The organism is Saccharopolyspora sp. ASAGF58, from assembly GCF_012277335.1.
GTDB lineage: Bacteria > Actinomycetota > Actinomycetes > Mycobacteriales > Pseudonocardiaceae > Saccharopolyspora > Saccharopolyspora hattusasensis.
This window is the reverse complement of the sequence record NZ_CP040605.1, coordinates 8015141-8034220: the sequence shown is the minus strand read 5'-3', so window position 1 is coordinate 8034220 and position 19080 is coordinate 8015141. Positions and strand designations below refer to the sequence as shown.

Genomic DNA, 19080 nt, shown 5'->3' with positions numbered 1-19080 from the left:
TTTGTGCTGCTTCGTGTTCCTTCGCCGGGCCAGGCCGGACCGCTGGAACTGGCGTACGTCGAAGGCGTGGCCGAGATCCGATACATCGATGACAAGAAGGCGCTCGCTGCGCACGTCACTGCTTGGGCCCGACTGAGTGCTGCTGCTCTGAACTTTGCCGAGACCCGCAAGTTTCTTGCACAGGTCGCACGCGAGTTCAAGGAATAGATTCAATATCAAGGAGTCCGCATGAACACCACGCCGCCGTTATTTGCTGAAGGTGAGTTCCGCAAGGCCGCCCGCAGCCAGCCCGACCTGTCGTGCGTGTGTGTCGCCCGCCGGGATGGTTGGGTCGAGCTGCGTGACGACAAGACGGTGTTCGGCGGGCCGGATGACCATTGGCTGGTGTTCACTGCCGAGGAGTTCGATGCGTTCTTGGCCGGTGCTCGTGAGGGCTGCGCCGAGGGGCTGTGCCTGGAGGTCACCCGCCGCGATGCGGACGGTATGTACGTGTTCCGCCGTCGCGGCTGGGCAGCCGTTGAGCTGGTGTTCACCGATGCCGAACTGCTGGCGTTCCAGGATGGCGTCATCAACCACGAATTCGACGCAATCGCCTACACCGCATAGGTTTTCCATCAGATGGAGGGACCCAGGGCGTGTGCAAGGTTGATCTGAGGGCTGCGGCGGGTTTCTGTTCAGGTGGGACGCGAGATGAGGGCGCGGTTTCGGGTGGGAGATCATCGGGTTGTTCAAGCCGTGACGGTCTATCCAGGAGCTGCACTCTTGTGTTCTTGGCTTCCCTGGTTCGGGTTGTGCTTGACCGGCCCATCCTCACAGTCGAGTCCTCGCGGGGTCGTGTGGATGGACTCTGGCGGGCTCTGGAGGCGGTGGGCGGGGATCCTGTATGGGTTGCCGTTGCTGCGGGCCCTGGCGGTGCTGGCGGTGCTGGCGGTGACCGCCGGTGCGAAGACGTTCATCGAGTCCGCCTCGGCGGAGAGAACCCGCAAGTTCCATTGAAATCGAACCTTCGATTTCAATGGAACTTGCGGACCGTCGGCGTGTCGCACCCCGACACGCCGATGCCTGTGGACAACCTCCGCAATTTCAATGGAAATCGTGGACGGGTACGGACGTGCCAGGACCCGCAGCCTGAAAGGTCCTTGTTCTGGACGGAAACCTGCGAACCGATCTGCTCGGGGCCCGGCAGGGCATCCGAATATGGCGCTGGCCCGAACGGCAAAGTCGCCGGTATCGAAACGGTCCACCACCTGGCCAACCTGCCACCCACCTCCCTACCCGATTACCTGAACCGGACAGGTCAACCTTGCACACGCCCTGCGGAGGGGCCCGTCACCACGCGGTGACGGGCTCTTCACGCTCGAGAAGGTTGTGGGTATGTGCTGGAGGTCCCTCATTGGGCATGAACGGGCTCGCGGAGCGGGCGCGTTCCTGGTTGCACGACACCTATTGAGCGTGTGGTGTTGAGGGGTGAGGAGGCGGTCCTCTCGGCGGGTCAACGCACGTAACTGTGTGATCGCGACGGATGTCGCGGTGAATTGCCGGCTTGCCTCGGCGCTGCCGTGGGATCCGGCCGGTGAGACGCCGGGCTGGTGGGGTCGGATGCTGGCGGCGCATTTTCCCGGTGCGGAGGTTGTGACGTGCGCTACGTGGGCGGATGCGGCCGGGACCGTTGTGGACGGGGGTGTGGGGACCCGGGCCGTGGTGTGGTTGCGTCGTCAGGTCGGCGGGCGTGAGCTGGCTGGTGACCTGCTGTATGCGGATTATGTGGATGATGCTGTGGTTTTCTCGACGGTCTACGCCGGGCTGTCGCGGAGCAGAATGACGCCGAGGTGGCTGAGCTTGTGGTGGCGCGTTTCCGCCGTCGGCAAGGTGATTCCGTCGGTGGGCTGCTGCCGTCGGAGGTCGCGGCGGACGAATTCGCTGGGGCTGTCGAGAAGGCGGAGGCGTGGCTGGGATACCGCTGTGACGGCGAGGTGGGCTTGTCGAGTTCCGTGTCATGCGCTTTGGCTCGTTAGTACGAATACGTGTTGTAGTTCCCCCTTTCGCTCGTGAGCGTGTCCGCTGGCAAGTGATATTTTCATGGATTTGAGTGGAGTGGTGCATGTTCCTGCTGGAAGGAGCCGTGTTTTCGTTGTGAGAGGTGTGTTGTGGTTCGGGTGCCGGGCGGCTGAGGCCGCCCGGTTACTGGGTTTTGGTGCGTCACCGCGCTCGCGGGTCACGGGGCTGGTTCCCGGCGGGGCGGAAGGGCTGGTTCCCGCGTACGTCGTTGCTGCCTTGGGTTGTGGTGGCGTTGGGGTGGGGTGGGTGTGATGTTTTCGTCGATCATGGTGCCGGAGGGGGTGCGGCGGCTTTTTCAGGTGTTGACCGGTGAGGATATGACGGATGCGGATGAGGGTGCGTTGTTCGCGGTGGCGGATGCGTTGGAGTCGGGTGCGGCGGAGCTGGGCGAGGTGCGGGCGTTGGTGCGGAGCTGGTGGGGAAGGTGCGGACGGGGTTTTCGGGGAAAGCGGCGGACCGGTTCGCGGACGGGTTGGGGATTTTTGATGGGTTGTTGTCCTCGGGGCAGGGGTCGTTACTGGATTTAGCGGTGTTCGTGCGGAAGACGTCGCAGCAGGTGCGGTATCTGAAGTTGATGACAATTTATAGCTTGGAGTTGCTGTGGTTAGAGATGGCGTGGGCGATGCGGTTTGCGGGGGCGACCGGTGGTGCGACGCTGTTGTGGCTGGCGGCGCGGATGGCGGCGATGCGGGTGTGGTTGACGACGTGGTGGGGCCAGTTGTTCATGCGGTTGGCGATGATGGCGGCTGGTGGTGTGGCGTTCAACGTGGTGCCGGACGTGCAGGCCCAGGCACAGATGCTGGGTGAGAAATCGGCTCGGAAGTGGGACGGGACGCTGACCGAGCAGGCGGCGGGGATGGGGGCGTTCTCGGCGTTGGTGGCGCTGCCGTTGTCGGCGGTGGGCGGTCTGGTCAGCAACACGTTGACGAAGGTGCTGGTGAAGGGTCTGGGCGATGACGTGGACGCGGCGATCCTGGAGGCGGCGGCGAAGAAGGCGGTGGCCGAGCACGCGGAGTTGTATCCGGTATCGGCGATGGCGAAGTTCGCGGACGTCGTGGCGGAGCATCTGGATGACTATGCGGGGATGTCGGTGCGGGCGATGTGGTTGGCGCGGTTCGGCAGCGGGCTCGGGGACGCGTTGGCGGGCTCGTTGTCGGAGTTGTTCGGGGAGGTGGCGTATGCGGCGGCGGCGGGTCTGCCGTTGACCTGGAACCCGTATTCGTTGACGGCGGGTGGGTTCGAGACGGTGTTCAGCGGTCTGGGCACTCTGGCGGGTTTGGCGTTGCGGGGCAAGCTGCACCCGCAAGGCCCGAGCCCGTACCTCGAGGGCACCGGCCGGGGCGGGGACGGCAGCGACGATGGTGGCGGGTCCGGTGAGGAGAAGACCCCGCCGCCGGGAATCGGGTCCGGGTCGCAGACAGGGAACATCCCTGGCTCCCCAGACAAGGACGACAGCACGTTCGTCCCATCCGATGCCTCGCGATCGGATGGTTCGCGGTCGGATCGCTGGACTGGCTCGGATTTCTCGAATGTGTCTGATGTGGACTCTGTGTTCTCGGATACCGGGTCGGTGGATTCGGCTGCCGTGCCGGTGCCCTCCGGCAAAGACCTGGTGGTGTCCGCTGTTGTGGACGGCAAGGACAGTAAGGACGTTCAGGACGGCACGCACGTTAAGGGTGGTAAGGAGGGTGCCGGTGGCGGCGGTAAGGGCGGTGCCGATGACGGTACGCCGGGCGAGACGCCGGCTCGTGGTGTTCCGGCGGTGCCCGGCTCAGGGCAGCACCAGCCGGGCACACCACCACCCGCATATTCCGGTGAGGTAACGGGTTTTGGTCCGGACCGGCCGGGCACACCGCCGCCGCCGTACAGTCCGGGTCCCGGTGACGATCAGGCCGTGCCCGGTTTGCATGGCGTGACCGGGAAGTCTGATGTGGACGTTCCCGGCATGATCGGAGTATCTAGTGTGGACGCTTCTAGTGTGGACGTTTCTGGTGTGGATGGTTCTGGTGTGTCGGGGGGCCGGTCGCTAGATGTGCTGGCATCGCAGACGACGGATTCGGCGGGGGAGAGATCATCGGCGGGTATCCGGCCGGGTTCTGGTGTGTCCTCGGATGCCGTGTTCCCGGAGACTGTCACACCCGGGGCTGGGCCTGGGGTGGGGGCGGATCCCGACGGTGGTGCTGGGTCTGGGGGGCGTGAGTCTTTGCCGGGTGCCGTGACCGGCGAGGGTGGGTCTTTTGGTGTGGATGTGGATGTGGTTGTGGGGCGTGGTGATTCGCATCGTCAGGGTGGGGTTGTGGTGTCGGAGGGTTCGGCGGTGTTGCCCGTGGAGGGGGTTGTTCGCTCCCGTGGCCGGCGTCGTGGTCGAGCGCAGGCGGTGTCGTCTCTGCGGAAGGACGGGGTGGCGGCGTGGCCGGAGGGCTTGCCGGTGGACGCGGTGCGGGTGCTGGTGCCGGCGGAGGTGGTTGCTGGTGGCGGGTTGGCGGAGTTCGTGCAGGGTGTCGCGGATTCCCCGGGCGGGCCTGTGCTGCTGGTATCCCAAGGCGATCCGACTGCGGGTGTGGTGGTGACGCGGGGTCAGGGGTCGGCGCTGGCGCGGGATTTGGGCCGTCACGTTGTCGCGATGATGCCGGGACAGGCCGGGCGTGAGCCGCGATGGACGGTGTTCCCCGCGGATGGTTCTCGTCCCAAGCCGCTGGCCGGGCCTGGTGCCGCGGTGCTGGCCGGTGGGCGGAGTGGGGGCGTGGCCGGTCTGGCGGACGCCTCGGCAACGGTCCTGGCCTCCGCCGGTGGCGAGACGGTGGCCGGGGGTGAGGCATCGGCTGCCCAGAGGGCATCTGCCCAGGCGAGGTCGGTGGTCGGGTACCCACGGCCCGGGGCCACCACACACGCTGGCCAGGCGGGCACAGGGCTTCCCGGCCCCCGGTCGGCGTCGTGGCGGGAACAGGACCTGCGCCGGGTTGATGCAACCGCTGTGGAGGAGGAGTCCGGGGATTCTGGCGCGGTGCCGTGGTCGGCTGATCCCGTGGCGGTGGCCCAGGTGGCCGGCATGTCCAGCGGTGCTGATTCTGCTGGTGTTGTGGAACGCGGCCTGGAATCGATGGCGGGACAGCTCCAGCGGTCGAGTCCGGTTCGTGGTGCTGGCTGGTCCGGTGGTGCTGGTCCGGGCGGGGCGGTAGTGCAGCCCAGGCGCGGTGGTTCCCGCGTGGCGGAACAGCCCGGGCGGGCGTCCCCGGGGGGAGAAGCGACCGGTGAGGGGGCGCGACGCACTTCCGCTGATCCCGCTGCTGGTGTAGGACGTCGCCGGGCCTGGCCTGGTGGTGTGAGCGCGAACCAGGCCAGGCCCGCTGGCAACGAACCCGGTGGTGCGGGCCCGAAACGAGCGCCGGAGCATGTGGTGGGGCCGGATGTGGTGGGGCCGGATGCGGTGGGGCGGGATTCTGGGGTGTGGGGGGTTTCAGATCCGGTAGCGGAGGGTGGGTGGGTGGGGTCTGGGTATCGGTTCCTGTCGGGGGTGAATCAGGCGAATTATCGGTGCGGTGATGAGGGTTTCCGGGTGAATTGCCTGGAGGCGGTGGTGGCGTTTCATAATTCTGTGAAGTTCGGTCGGCAGTTCGTGGCGGGGCCGGCTGTGGGTGACCGGGATCCGGCTCGGTTGGAGGTGGCGTTCGGGGCGAGGGCCCGGCCGGTGGCTGGGGTGGCTGGGGTTGAGTGGTATGTGCGGGTGGGCTGGTGGGTGTGGTTGTGCCGGTGATTTACCAGCGTGCCGATGGTAGTGCGCATGTGATCGCTGCGGTGCGTGCGGAAGACGGCGATGAGCGTGGGCGGGTCGTGCTGTGGAATCCGCAGAAGGGGGAGAAAGCCGAGGACGCTGAGGTCCTGGCTGCGATCGGCATGTGGGTGGTTCCGGTGTCCGGGGTGGGTGGGGAGGGGGAGGTGGTGTTGCCGCCCAGTGGTTCCGGGCTGCGGCACCAGGACGGGGGGTCTGGGTTGCCCGCTGTGGTGACGGGTCCCCAGCGTCGGGGTGGTGCGTCCGGGCCGGTGGCGGGCAAAACCGGCACGAGGGGCACGAAGAGGACGCGGGGGGAGGGGGCTGACCAGGGTTCCCGGGGGAGGCTGGTGAGAGTTCTTCTGCTGGGGCGTTCAAGCGGCGGAAGGTGCCAGAACCCGTTGCTGGGGCTGGTTCCGGGAGTCGAGGTGGCGAGGGCGATGGGTCCGCGCCGACGGGTCAGGCGGTACAGCAGGAGGTTCCGCGGACTGCGGCGCAGAAAGCCGGCACGAAGGGTGCGAGGGGCGCGAGGGGCGCGAAGAGGACGCGGGGGGAGGCTGGTGAGGGTTCCCGGGCACCCAAGCGGCGGAAGGCGGACGCAGCCGCTGCTGTTGGGGCTGTTTCCGGGAGCCTGGGGCATGGTGGGAGTGAGGTGCTCACGCCGACGGATCAGGCAGCACCGCAGGACCCGAGTGCGGAGAAGAAACGGAAACAGAAGGAACAGAACGCGAAGCAGTACCAGGCGAGAAAGGCTGCTGCCGCCCGTGTTGCGGAGTTGGAGGCGTTGGCGAGGCCGCTGACTAAGGGGCAGGCGGCGGAGCTGGCGAAGCTCCAGCCGAAGGCGCAGCAGTGGCAGAAAAATAAGGAATCTGCCGCGAAGTATAAGCGGGTGGGAAAGGTAGCTGCCGATCGGGTTGCGGAGTTGGAGGGGTTGGCGAGGCCGCTGACTGAGGGCAGGCGGAGGAGCTGGCGGCGCTCCAGCAGAAGGCGCAGCGGTGGCAGAAACTGAAGGAATCTTCCGCGAAGTATCAGCGGGTGGTAAAGGCTGCTGCCGATCGGGTTGCGGAGTTGGAGGAGCGGGAGCAGCTGACTGACGAGCAGGAGAAGGAGCTGGCGGCGCTTCGGCCGAAGGCGCAGCAGTGGCAGAAACATAAGGAAAGGGACGCGAATCGGTACCGGGTGGGAAAGGCTGCTGCCGATCGTGTTGCGGAGTTGGAGGAGTTGGAGGAGTTGGAGGAGCGGGAGCAGCTGACTGAGGGGCAGGCGGCGGAGTTGACGGTGCTTCGGCCGAAGGCGCAGCAGTGGCAGAACATAAGGAATATACCGCGAAGTATAAGCGGGTGGGAAAGGTTGCTGCCGATCGTGTTGCGGAGTTGGAGGAGTTGGAGGAGCGGGAGCAGCTGACTGACGAGCAGGCGGCGGAGTTGGCGGTGCTTCGGCCGAAGGCGCAGCAGTGGCAGAAACATAAGGAATATACCGCGAAGTATAAGCGGGTGGGAAAGGTTGCTGCCGATCGTGTTGCGGAGTTGGAGGAGTTGGAGGAGCGGGAGCAGCTGACTGACGAGCAGGCGGCGGAGTTGGCGGTGCTTCGGCCGAAGGCGCAGCAGTGGCAGAAACGGAAGGAAGGGGACGCGGAACGGTACCGGGTGGTAAAGGCTGCTGCCGATCGTGTTGCGGAGTTGGAGGAGTTGGAGGAGCGGGAGCAGCTGACTGACGAGCAGGCGGCGGAGTTGGCGGTGCTTCGGCCGAAGGCGCAGCGGTGGCAGAAACGGAAGGAATGGTTCGCGAATCGGTACCGGGTGGTAAAGGCTGCTGCCGATCGTGTTGCGGAGTTGGAGGAGTTGGAGGAGCGGGAGCAGCTGACTGACGAGCAGGCGGGGGAGCTGGCGGAGCTTCGGTCGAAGGTGGCGGGGCGGGGCCGGAAGAAGGTCGGGGAGGTGACGGGGACCGGGGTGGGTAGTGGGGCCCCGGTGGTGGGGCAGGGTGTGGGGCCCGTGGGGGTATCGGGGTGGACTGGGGCTGAGCAGGACGGCCGGGACGGGTGGTCGGCTGAGGTTGATCTGGATGCGTGGCTTGCTGGGGCGGTGGCGGATGTGGATGGGGTGTGGCTGCCCCAGGGTGCGGTGGATGCTGGGGTGATGCTGGGTGAGGATGCGTATGAGGAGTTTGTCGCGACGGAGTTGCTTGCGTTCCTGAACCAGGATGCCGGGGACGATGCTGCGGCTGCCAGGATGCTGGGCCGGTTGCCGGCGACGATGATTTCGCTGCGTTCCTGGATGAGTACGGGGAGGATCCGCTCGGGTTGTTCGGGGTCGAGGGGGAGGAGGCGCTGGTTTTTGGTGGGCCGGTGGTGGAAGGGGAGGGGGAGGTGTTGCCGGGGCGTGTGGAGGGTGGGGGGTTGGTGGCGGGTGCTGGGGTGCGGGGGTGTGGGGTGGTGTGGTGGGGGGTGAGCGGGTGGGCTCTTGGTCCCGGTTCTTGCGGGGGGTGAACCAGGCCAATTATTTCTCCGGGGATAAGCGTTTCCGGGTGAATTGCTTGGAGGCTTGTGTGGCGTTCCACCAGTCTCGTGAGTTGGGTCGGCAGTTCGTGGCGGGCCGGCTGGTGATCGGGATCCGGCGTGGTTGGTGGAGGCGCTGGGTGGGAAGGCCCGGTGGGTGGCCGGTGTGGCCGGGGCTGCGCGGTACGTGCGGAGCGTGCGGGTGGGTGGGGATGTGCCGGTGATCTTCCAGCGGCGGGACGGTAGCGCGCATGCGGTCAATGCTGTGCATGTCAGGCAGGGCGTGGTCGCGGTGGCGGATGCACAGAAGGGGGAGGAAGACGCGTCGGCTGATGTGGTGGCAGCGACCGGGGTGTGGGTGGTGGAGCTGCCGGAGGCGGGACCGGCCGCTGGTTCCGGGCTACGGCGGGAGGGCCGGGGGTCCGGGCTGCCCACGGAGGTGACCGGTCCGAAGCGTCAGCCTCGCGGTGGGCCGGTGGCGGGAGAAGCCGGCACCAAGGGCACGAAGAGGACACGAGAGGAGGAGGCTGGCGAGAGTTCTTCTGCTGGGGCGGTCAAGCGGCGGAAGGTGCCAGAACCCGTTGCTGGGGCTGGTTCCGGGAGTCGAGGTGGCGAGGGCGATGGGTCCGCGCCAACGGGTCAGGCGGCACAGCAGGAGGACCCGCGGACTGCGGCGCAGAAAGCCGGCACGAAACACACGAAGCGCACGAAGAGCACGAAGAGTGCGACGGGCGCGAAGCGCACGAAGAGTGCGAAGGGCACGAAGAGGGCGCGGGGGGAGGCTGACCAGGGTTCGAGGGGGGAGGCTGGTGAGGGTTCCCGGGCACCCAAGCGGCGGAAGGTGGACGCAGCCGCTGCTGTTGGGGCTGTTTCCGGGAGTCTGGGGGATGGTGGGAGTGAGGTGCTCACGCCGACGGATCAGGCAGCACCGCAGGACGAGGACCCGAGTGCGGAGAAGAAACGGAAAAAGAAGGAACAGGACGCGAAGCAGTACCAGGCGAAAAAGGCTGCTGCCGCCCGTGTTGCGGAGTTGGAGGCGTTGGCGAGGCCGCTGACTGAGGGGCAGGCGGCGGAGCTGGAGAAGCTCCAGCCGAAGGTGGCGCAGCGGCAGAAACAGAAGGAACGGGACGCGAATCGGTACCAGGCGAGAAAGGCTGCTGCCGCCCGTGTTGCGGAGTTGGAGGCGTTGGCGAGGCCGCTGACTGAGGGGCAGGCGGCGGAGCTGGAGAAGCTCCAGCCGAAGGCGCAGCAGTGGCAGAAACAGAAGGAATATACCGCGAAGTATCACCGGGTGGTAAAGGCTGCTGCCGATCGGGTTGCGGAGTTGGAGGGGTTGGAGGGGCGGGAGCAGCTGACTGACGAGCAGGAGAAGGAGCTGGCGGAGCTCCAACAGAAGGCGCAGCGGTGGCAGAAAAAGAAGGAATCTTCCGCGAAGTATCGCAGGGTGGGAAAGGCTGCTGCCGATCGGGTTGCGGAGTTGGAGAAGTCGCCGAGGCCGCTGACTGCGGGGCAGGCGGAGGAGCTGGCGGCGCTCCAGCAGAAGGCGCAGTGGTGGCAGAAACATAAGGAATCTTCCGCGAAGTATCGCAGGGTGGTAAAGGCTGCTGCCGATCGGGTCGCGGAGTTGGAGGAGTTGGAGGAGCGGGAGCAGCTGACTGACGAGCAGGCGGCGGAGCTGGCGGCGCTGCGGTCGAAGGTGGCGGGGCGGGGCCGCAAGAAGGTCGGGGAGGTGACGGGGACCGGGGTGGGTAGTGGGGCCCCGGTGGTGGGGCAGGGTGTGGGGCCCGTGGGGGTATCGGGGTGGACTGGGGCTGAGCGGGACGGCCGGGACGGGTGGTCGGCTGAGGTCGATTTGGATGCGTGGCTTGCTGGGGCGGTGGCGGATGTGGATGGGGTGTGGGTGCCGCAGGGTGCGGTGGATGCTGGGGTGATGCTGGGTGAGGATGCGTATGAGGAGTTTGTCGCGACCGAGTTGCTTGCGTTCCTGAACCAGGATGCCGGGGACGAGGCTGCGGCTGCCCAGGATGCTGGGTCGGTTGCCGGGGACGATGATTTCGCTGCGTTCCTGGATGAGTACGGGGAGGATCCGCTCGGGTTGTTCGGGGTTGCCGGCGAGGAGGGGCTGGTTTTTGGTGGGCCGGTGGTGGAAGGGGAGGAGGAGGTGTTGCCGGGGCGTGTGGAGGGTGGGGGGTTGGTGGCGGGTGCTGGAGTGCGGGGGTGTGGGGTCGTGTGGTGGGGGGTGAGCGGGTGGGGTCTTGGTCCCGGTTCTTGCGGGGGGTGAACCAGGCCAATTATTTCTCCGGGGATAAGCGTTTCCGGGTGAATTGCCTGGAGGCCTGTGTGGCGTTCCACCAGTCTCGTGAGTTGGGTCGGCAGTTCGTGGCGGGGCCGGCTGGTGATCGGGATCCGGTTTGGTTGGTGGAGGCGTTGGGTGGGAAGGCCCGGTGGGTGGCCGGTGTGGCCGGGGCTGCGCGGTACGTGCGGAGCGTGCGGGTGGGTGGGGATGTGCCGGTGATCTTCCAGCGGCGGGATGGTAGCGCGCATGCGGTCAATGCTGTGCATGTCAGGCAGGGCGTGGTCGCGGTGGTGGATGCACAGAAGGGGGAGGAAGACGCGTCGGCTGATGTTGTGGCAGCGACCGGGGTGTGGGTGGTGGAGCTGCCGGAGGCGGGACCGGCCGCTGGTTCCGGGCTACGGCGCGAGGACCGGGGGGCCGGGCTGCCCACGGAGGTGACCGGTCCCCAGCGTCAGCCCCGCGGTGGGCCGGTGGCGGGGGGAGCCGCAGCGAAGGGCACGAAGAGGACACGAGAGGAGGCTGACCAGGGTTCCCGGGGGGAGGCTGGCGAGAGTTCTTCTGCTGGGGGGTTCAAGCGGCGGAAGGTGCCAGAACCCGTTGCTGGGGCTGTTTCCGGGAGTCTGGGGGATGGTGGGAGTGAGGTGCTCACGCCGAGGGATCAGGCAGCACCGCAGGACCAGGACCCGAGTGCGGAGAAGAAACGGAAAAAGAAGGAAAAGAACGCGAAGCAGTACCAAGCGAGAAAAGCTGCTGCCGCCCGTGTTGTGGAGTTGGAGGCGTTGAAGACGCAGAGGCCGCTGACGCCGGATGAGGAGAAGGAGCTGGCGAAGCTCCAGCCGAAGGTGGCGCAACAGAAGCAGAAACAGAAGGAAGTGGAGGCGAATCGGTACCGGGCGGTAAAGGCTGCTGCCGCCCGGGTTGCGGAGTTGGAGGCGTTGGAGGAGCGGGAGCAGCTGACTGACGAGCAGGAGAAGGAGCTGGCGGCGCTCCAACCGAAGGCGCAGCGGAAGCAGAAAAAGAAGGAATCTGCCGCGAAGTATCGCAGGGTGGTAAAGGCTGCTGCCGATCGGGTTGCGGTGTTGGAGGAGTTGGAGGAGCGGGAGCAGCTGACTGAGGAGCAGGCGGCGGAGCTGGCGGCGCTCCAGCCGAAGGCGCAGCGGAAGGCGCAGCGGAAGCAGAAAAAGAAGGAATATGACGCGAAGTATCGCAGGTTGGGAAAGGTTGCTGCCGATCGGGTTGCGGAGTTGGAGGCGTTGGCGAGGCCGCTGACTGAGGGGCAGGCGGCGGAGCTGGAGAAGCTCCAGCCGAAGGCGCAGCAGTGGCAGAAACATAAGGAATCTGCCGCGAAGTATCAGCGGGTGGGAAAGGCTGCTGCCGATCGGGTTGCGGTGTTGGAGGAGTTGGAGGAGCGGGAGCAGCTGACTGAGGAGCAGGCGGCGGAGCTGGAGAAGCTCCAGCCGAAGGCGCAGCAGTGGCAGAAACATAAGGAATCTGCCGCGAAGTATCAGCGGGCGGTAAAGGCTGCTGCCGATCGGGTTGCGGTGTTGGAGGAGTTGGAGGAGCGGGAGCAGCTGACTGAGGAGCAGGCGGCGGAGCTGGAGAAGCTCCAGCCGAAGGCGCAGCAGTGGCAGAAACATAAGGAATGGTTTGCGAATCGGTACCGGGTGGGAAAGGCTGCTGCCGATCGGGTTGCGGTGTTGCAGGAGCGGGAGCAGCTGACTGAGGAGCAGGCGGCGGAGCTGGCGGTGCTTCGGCCGAAGGCGCAGCAGTGGCAGAAACAGAAGGAATGGGTCGCGGTTTGGTACCGGGTGGGAAAGGCTGCTGCCGATCGTGTTGCGGTGTTGGAGGAGTTGGAGGAGCGGGATCAGCTGACTGACGAGCAGGAGAAGGAGCTGGCGGCGCTCCGGCCGAAGGTGGCGCAGCGGAAGCAGAAAAAGAAGGAATCTTCCGCGAAGTATCGCAGGTTGGTAAAGGCTGCTGCCGATCGGGTTGCGGAGTTGGAGGAGTTGGAGGAGCGGGAGCAGCTGACTGACGAGCAGGCGGGGGAGCTGGCGGTGCTTCGGTCGAAGGTGGCGGGGCGGGGCCGGAAGAAGGTCGGGGAGGTGACGGGGACCGGGGTGGGTAGTGGGGCCCCGGTGGTGGGGCAGGGTGTGGGGTCTGAGGGGGTAGCGGGGTGGACTGGGACTGAGCGGGACGGCCGGGACGGGTGGTCGGCTGAGGTTGATCTGGATGCGTGGCTTGCTGGGGCGGTGGCGGATGGGGAGGGGGTGTGGGTGCCGCAGGGTGCGGTGGATGCTGGGGTGATGCTGGGTGAGGATGCGTATGAGGAGTTTGTCGCGACGGAGTTGCTTGCGTTCCTGAACCAGGATGCCGGGGACGATGCTGCGGGTGCCCAGGATGCTGGGCCGGTTGCCGGCGACGATGATTTCGCTGCGTTTCTGGATGAGTACGGGGAGGATCCGCTCGGGTTGTTCGGGGTTGCCGGGGAGGAGGGGCTGGTTTTTGGTGGGCCGGTGGTGGAGGGGGAGGGGGAGGTGTTGCCGGGGCGTGTGGAGGGTGGGGGGTTGGTGGCGGGTGCTGGGGTGCGGGGGGTGTGGGGTGGTGTGGTGGGGGGTGAGCGGGTGGGGTTTTGGTCCCGGTTCTTGCGGGGGGTGAACCAGGCCAATTATTTCTCCGGGGATAAGCGTTTCCGGGTGAATTGCTTGGAGGCTTGTGTGGCGTTCCACCGGTCTCGCGAGTTGGGTCGGCAGTTCGTGGCGGGGCCGGCTGGTGATCGGGATCCGGCGTGGTTGGTGGAGGCGTTGGGTGGGAAGGCCCGGTGGGTGGCCGGTGTGGCCGGGGCTGCGCGGTACGTGCGGAGCGTGCGGGTGGGTGGGGATGTGCCGGTGATCTTCCAGCGGCGGGATGGTAGCGCGCATGCGGTCAATGCTGTGCATGTCGGGCAGGGCGTGGTCGCGGTGGTGGATGCACAGAAGGGGGAGGAAGACGCGTCGGCTGATGTGGTGGCAGCGACCGGGGTGTGGGTGGTGGAGCTGCCGGAGGCGGGACCGGCCGCTGGTTCCGGGCTACGGCGGGAGGGCCGGGGGTCCGGGCTGCCCACGGAGGTGACCGGTCCGAAGCGTCAGCCTCGCGGTGGGCCGGTGGCGGGGAGAGCCGGCACCAAGGGCACGAAGAGGACACGAGAGGAGGGGGCTGGTGAGCGGTCTTCTGCTGGGGCGTTCAAGCGGCGGAAGGTGCCAGAACCCGTGGCTGGGGCTGGTTCCGGGAGTCGAGGTGGCGAGGGCGATGGGTCCGCGCCAACGGGTCAGGCGGTACCGCAGGAGGTCCCGCGGATTGCGGCGCAGAAAGCCGGCACTAAGAGCACGAAGAGCACGAGGGGCGCGAAGGGAACGAAGCGGGAGCGGGGGGAGGCTTCCCAGGGTTCGCGGGGGGAGGCTGGTGAGGGTTCCCGGGCACCCAAGCGGCGGAAGGCGGACGCAGCCGCTGTTGTTGGGGCTGTTTCCGGGAGTCTGGGGGATGGTGGGAGTGAGGTGCTCACGCCGACGGATCAGGCAGCACCGCAGGACGAGGACCCGAGTGCGGAGAAGAAACGGAAAAGAAGGAACAGGACGCGAAGCAGTACCAGGCGAAAAAGGCTGCTGCCGCCCGTGTTGCGGAGTTGGAGGCGTTGAAGGAGAAGGGGCCGCTGACGCCGGATGAGGAGAAGGAGCTGGCGGCGCTTCGGCCGAAGGCGCAGCAGTGGCAGAAACATAAGGAAGGTAACGCGAATCGGTACCGGGCGGTAAAGGCTGCTGCCGCCCGTGTTGTGGAGTTGGAGGCGTTGAAGGAGAAGGGGCCGCTGACGCCGGATGAGGAGAAGGAGCTGGCGGCGCTTCGGCCGAAGGCGCAGCACTGGCAGAAACAGAAGGAAGGTAACGCGAATCGGTACCGGGCGGTAAAGGCTGCTGCCGCCCGGGTTACGGAGTTGGAGGAGCGGGAGCAGCTGACTGACGAGCAGGAGAAGGAGCTGGCGGAGCTCCAACAGAAGGCGCAGCAGTGGCAGAAACATAAGGAATCTTCCGCGAAGTATCGTAGGGTGGGAAAGGCTGCTGCCGCCCGGGTTGCGGAGTTGGAGGCGTTGGCGAGGCCGCTGACTGAGGGGCAGGCGGCGGAGCTGGCGGCGCTCCAGTCGAAGGCGCAGCGGAAGCAGAAAAAGAAGGAATCTTCCGCGAAGTATCAGCGGGCGGGAAAGGCTGCTGCCGATCGTGTTGCGGAGTTGGAGGAGTTGGAGGAGCGGGATCAGCTGACTGAGGAGCAGGCGGCGGAGCTGGCGGCGCTTTGGCCGAAGGCGCAGCGGTGGCAGAAACATAAGGAAAGGGTCGCGGTTTGGTACCGGGCGGTAAAGGCTGCTGCCGATCGGGTTGCGGAGTTGGAGGAGTTGGAGGAGCGGGATCAGCTGACTGAAGGGCAGGCGGCGGAGCTGGCGGTGCTTCGGCCGAAGGCGCAGCGGTGGCAGAAACATAAGGAAAGGGTCGCGGTTTGGTACCGGGCGGTAAAGGCTGCTGCCGATCGGGTTGCGGAGTTGGAGGAGCGGGAGCAGCTGACTGACGAGCAGGAGAAGGAGCTGGCGGTGCTTCGGCCGAAGGCGCAGCAGTGGCAGAAACATAAGGAAAGGGACGCGAATCGGTACCGGGTGGGAAAGGCTGCTGCCGATCGGGTTGCGGTGTTGGAGGCGTTGGAGGAGCGGGAGCAGCTGACTGAGGAGCAGGCGGCGGAGCTGGCGGCGCTCCGGCCGAAGGTGGCGCAGCGGAAGCAGAAAAAGAAGGAATCTTCCGCGAAGTATCGCAGGTTGGTAAAGGCTGCTGCTGATCGGGTTGCGGTGTTGGAGGAGTTGGAGGAGCGGGATCAGCTGACTGAGGGGCAGGCGGCGGAGTTGGCGGTGCTGCGGTTGAAGGTGGCGGGGCGGGGGCGGAAGAAGAAGGTCGGGGAGGTGTCGGGGACCGGGGTGGGTAGTGGGGTCCCGGTGGTGGGGCGGGGTGTGGGGCCTGAGGGGGTATGGGGGTGGACTGGGACTGAGCGGGACGGCCGGGAGGTGTGGTTGGCTGAGGTGGATTTGGATGCGTGGCTTGCTGGGGCGGTGGCGGATGTGGATGGGGTGTGGGTACCGCAGGGTGCGGTGGATGCTGGGGTGATGCTGGGTGAGGATGCGTATGAGGAGTTTGTCGCGACCGAGTTGCTCGCGTTCCTGAACCAGGATGCCGGGGACGATGCTGCGGGTGCTCAGGATGCTGGGCCGGTTGCCGGGGTCGATGATTTCGCTGCGTTTCTTGATGAGTACGGGGAGGATTCCGACGGGTTGTTCGGGGTTGAGGGGGAGGGGCTGGGTTTGGTGGGCTGGTTGTGGAGGAGTGAGCCACCGGCGGTTTCGTGGAGGTCGTCGACCCACGGCACTTCCGCTTCCACGGCAGGCGTACCCGGCTCCGCAAGATCAATGGCGTGCGGGTGGACTTCGACGAGGTCGGGCACAGGCTTCGCGACACTGTGCCGAGCAAGGACGTCGCCTGCGTCCTGGTCGACGACCCAGTACGCGGCGAGAACTTTACCGTCCTCGTCGTACCGGGCGGGCCAGGCGGCCCCGATGTCGTCAAGGCCGTCCGGATCGCCCTCAAGTCATGGAACCTCGTGTCGCACGAAGTTCTTGTCGTGCCGGCCATCGAACGCAGCGAGACAGGGAAACTACGCCGGTGATGCCAGCCATCGCCATTACCCGAATCATGCTCGACACCGGATTCGGGCGCGACCTCGAGCAGACCTGGAGTCGTGTGCAGGCAGGAGAAAGCGCCGTGCGCACGACTGGTGAATTCGACGGTGCCTACGTATCGAGAACAGGCAGCGCGGTTGATCTGGCCTCGCTCGCGGCGGCCATTTCGGAAGACGGTCTGCTAGCCGATACCGGCGTGGTCATGGGCGGGTCATGGGCACCAACGGTGCCCCCGAAGTGGCGTGGCGGACTGGCTAGCCCTATTCGGTGCTCGACGATGTCGCCGAGGTGATCGGGGCCACTGGCCCTCGCGCGGTGTTCGGGACCGGCGGCATCGCGGGCACGAACGCCATCTGCTGCGCGATCGATGTTCTGCGTGCCGGTCGGGCGCGGGCCATGCTCGTCATCGGGAGACGCTGACGGTGACGAGGATGGCGGCCTTCCGGAGCTGGAAGCCGCACCGTCTCGGCGGTACCAGGGCAGCAGCGGGATCAACCTGGGGGAAGGCATCGCGGTCCTGCTCCTCGAGGCCGATCCGCAAGACGGAGTGATCGCGTATGTGAACGTATGGCCTGAGTTCAGACGCATTCCACGTAACCTCGCCGCCGCCGAACGGAGAAGGCCTGGCACGGGCGATGACCATGGCGCTGGAGGACGCGGGGGTGTGTCCTGAGGACGTGGATTACGTCAACGGCCACGGTACGGGCACCCCCGCGAACGACACCGCCGAACTGGCCGTGATGGGCGCAGTGTTCGGAGCTTCCGCGCCGCCCTTTTCCAGTTCGAAGCCGCAATTGGGACATACGCTCGGCGCGGCGGGTGTGGTCGAGACGGCGATCATCGCGCTGACCGTCCGAGACCAGGTGGTGGGCAGGGGCACATCGTGCAGGCACTTTCCGGTCGGGGCCAGGCCCGCGGCATGGGGCTCGCCCGTGTCGACGTCCAGGTCGAGGAACACGCCATATGTGCTGGTCATACACCAGCTATTTCGCGTTGTGCGGAGTTGGTCACCGGTCGGGCATCGGAGGCTTTACGGACAGGCGTCTCTCACGTACACCATCGGAAAGACAGTAGTCCGGACGGGCAGGTTGTGCCTGACGTTCGGGTAAGGGGTTTGGAGGCTGGGTGTGGTGGACTCATACTGCGCTGGAGATAGTTTTGCGAGTGAGGGGTGGAGCGGCATGAACGAGGTCGCGGAGCGGGCGCGCACCTGGTTGCACGACACCTATGGGCAGCGTGTGGTGTTGAGGGATGAGGAGGCGATCCTCTCGACGGAGCGGGTGGCGTTCTTCGGTTGCCGCTATGTGGAGTCTGATGAGCCGATGTTGGCGGCGACGATCTGCGTTCCTCTGGATGGGGCGGATCCGTTTCCCGCGTCTAATGCCGGTCCGCTGGATGAGGCTCTCAATGTGTCACGGCGTGAGCCGGGGGCGTGGCGTTGGCGGGTCAACGCGCGTAACTGTGTGATCGCGACCGATGCTGCGGTGAATTGCTGGCCTGCCTCGGCGCTGCCGTGGGATCCGGCCGGTGAGACGCCGGGCTGGTGGGATCGGATGCTGGCGGCGTATTTCCCCGATGCCGAGGTGTTGATCTGCTCGACGTGGGCGGATGCGAGCAGGGCCATTGTGGACGGGGGTGTGGGGACTCGGGCCGTGGTGTGGTTGCGTCGTCAGCTCGGTGGGCGTGAACTGGCCGGTCACCTGCTGTATGCGGACTACGCGGATGACGCTGTGGTCTTTCTCGACGGTCTACGTGGGGCTGTCGCTGAGCAGAATGACGCCGAGGTGGCTGAGCTTGTGGTGGCGCGTTTCCGCCGTCGGCAAGATGAGTCGGTCGGCGGGCTGCTGCCGTGGGAAGTCGCGGCGGACGAATTCGCCGGGGCTGTTGAGAAGGCGGAGGCGTGGCTGGGATACCGCTATGACGGGGAGGTGGAGCTAGTCGGTCCTGATCCGGCCGATGAGACCGAGCGTGGCTGGTTGTTCGCCTGTACCACCCGGAGTTTCCAGGACAGTGGCGACTGGCGTGACCAGATGCTGGATGCGGCTGTGGTGGTCCCGAAATCGGCCGGTGAAGAGCCGTTCGGTTTGCCCAACCGTGATCCGTGGACGTGGCTGGATGACTGGAATGCCGGAAAGCCGGGGTTGATGCCGCCGCCGGAGCCCGCGCAGGCTGCGTGGTTTGGTCCTATGGTGGCTCAGCTTGGACCTGTGGTCGGTGTTAGCGTTCATGAGCATTGGTTCGGGGTTTTGGAGGAGATCGCTTCTTTACCCGCGCAGACCCAGGTGCTGGTGTGGTTGCGGAGGAGGGATACCCGGGGCCGGGAGAGCGTCGGGCACCTGTTGGTGGCTGTGAACGATACCGATGGTGTTCGGCTGTTTGACCCGATGGATGGGCGTGCGCAGCCGCTCATCGAAACCGCACCGTTCGAGTTCCGTGTCATGCGCTTTGACTCGTGAGTACGAATACGTGCTGCAGTTCCCCTTTCACTCGCGAGTATATCCGTCGAAAGCGACGCCTTCATGGATTCGAGTGGCGTCGTGAACCTTGCTGCTTGAAGGAGCCGTTGTTCTCGTTGTGAGAGGCGTGTTGTGGTTCGGGAGCCGGGCGGCTGAGGTCGCCCGGTTATCGGGTTTTTGCGCGTCACCGCGTCGGTGGATCCAAGGGCTGATTCCCGCATACATCGTTGCTGCCATGTGCTGTGGCGGCGTTGGGGTGGGGTG

At 66.3% G+C, this 19080-nt stretch carries 13 protein-coding genes; all 13 read left to right on the top strand.

Annotated features, from left to right (window positions below):
* The first annotated feature begins 3 nt into the window (after nt 1–3).
* Nucleotides 4–207, top strand: a complete 204-nt coding sequence (locus FDZ84_RS37510; RefSeq protein WP_168589691.1) for a Scr1 family TA system antitoxin-like transcriptional regulator — start codon at nt 4–6, stop codon at nt 205–207.
* A gap of 21 nt (nt 208–228) precedes the next feature.
* The gene (locus FDZ84_RS37505; RefSeq protein WP_168589690.1) at nt 229–606 is read left to right on the top strand and encodes a DUF397 domain-containing protein; all 378 of its coding nucleotides are present in this window, start codon (nt 229–231) and stop codon (nt 604–606) included.
* A gap of 234 nt (nt 607–840) precedes the next feature.
* Nucleotides 841–996 carry a hypothetical protein gene (locus FDZ84_RS37500; protein ID WP_246868697.1) on the top strand — a complete coding sequence of 52 codons (156 nt, stop codon included), beginning with the start codon at nt 841–843 and terminating at the stop codon, nt 994–996.
* A gap of 471 nt (nt 997–1467) precedes the next feature.
* Nucleotides 1468–2052 carry a toxin glutamine deamidase domain-containing protein gene (locus tag FDZ84_RS37495; RefSeq protein ID WP_371812746.1) on the top strand — a complete coding sequence of 195 codons (585 nt, stop codon included), beginning with the start codon at nt 1468–1470 and terminating at the stop codon, nt 2050–2052.
* Nucleotides 2053–2482: 430 nt separating this feature from the next.
* Nucleotides 2483–5812 carry a hypothetical protein gene (locus tag FDZ84_RS37490; RefSeq protein WP_168589689.1) on the top strand — a complete coding sequence of 1110 codons (3330 nt, stop codon included), beginning with the start codon at nt 2483–2485 and terminating at the stop codon, nt 5810–5812.
* Nucleotides 5813–6479: 667 nt separating this feature from the next.
* Nucleotides 6480–6836 carry a hypothetical protein gene (locus FDZ84_RS39850; protein ID WP_246868696.1) on the top strand — a complete coding sequence of 119 codons (357 nt, stop codon included), beginning with the start codon at nt 6480–6482 and terminating at the stop codon, nt 6834–6836.
* A gap of 26 nt (nt 6837–6862) precedes the next feature.
* Complete coding sequence (locus FDZ84_RS37480) at nt 6863–7231, top strand: hypothetical protein (RefSeq protein ID WP_168584151.1); 369 nt, start codon at nt 6863–6865, stop codon at nt 7229–7231.
* Nucleotides 7168–8277 (top strand): hypothetical protein, encoded by a 1110-nt coding sequence (locus tag FDZ84_RS39845; protein WP_246868695.1) that lies wholly within the window; start codon nt 7168–7170, stop codon nt 8275–8277. The genes FDZ84_RS37480 and FDZ84_RS39845 overlap by 64 nt, the downstream gene beginning before the upstream one ends.
* Before the next feature lie 171 nt (nt 8278–8448).
* Nucleotides 8449–10605 (top strand): hypothetical protein, encoded by a 2157-nt coding sequence (locus tag FDZ84_RS40420; RefSeq protein ID WP_305852026.1) that lies wholly within the window; start codon nt 8449–8451, stop codon nt 10603–10605.
* Nucleotides 10572–14291: a hypothetical protein gene (locus FDZ84_RS39835; RefSeq protein ID WP_246869297.1), complete on the top strand. Its 3720-nt coding sequence runs from the start codon at nt 10572–10574 to the stop codon at nt 14289–14291. The genes FDZ84_RS40420 and FDZ84_RS39835 overlap by 34 nt, the downstream gene beginning before the upstream one ends.
* Nucleotides 14288–16459, top strand: coding sequence for a hypothetical protein (locus FDZ84_RS39830; protein ID WP_246868694.1), 2172 nt, complete (start codon nt 14288–14290; stop codon nt 16457–16459). Before FDZ84_RS39835 ends, FDZ84_RS39830 begins: the two co-directional genes overlap by 4 nt.
* 473 nt (nt 16460–16932) lie before the next feature.
* Nucleotides 16933–17469, top strand: coding sequence for a hypothetical protein (locus FDZ84_RS41455; protein WP_168590641.1), 537 nt, complete (start codon nt 16933–16935; stop codon nt 17467–17469).
* Between the two features lie 72 nt (nt 17470–17541).
* Complete coding sequence (locus FDZ84_RS37405; protein ID WP_168589688.1) at nt 17542–18816, top strand: YrhB domain-containing protein; 1275 nt, start codon at nt 17542–17544, stop codon at nt 18814–18816.
* The last annotated feature ends 264 nt before the right edge of the window (nt 18817–19080 follow it).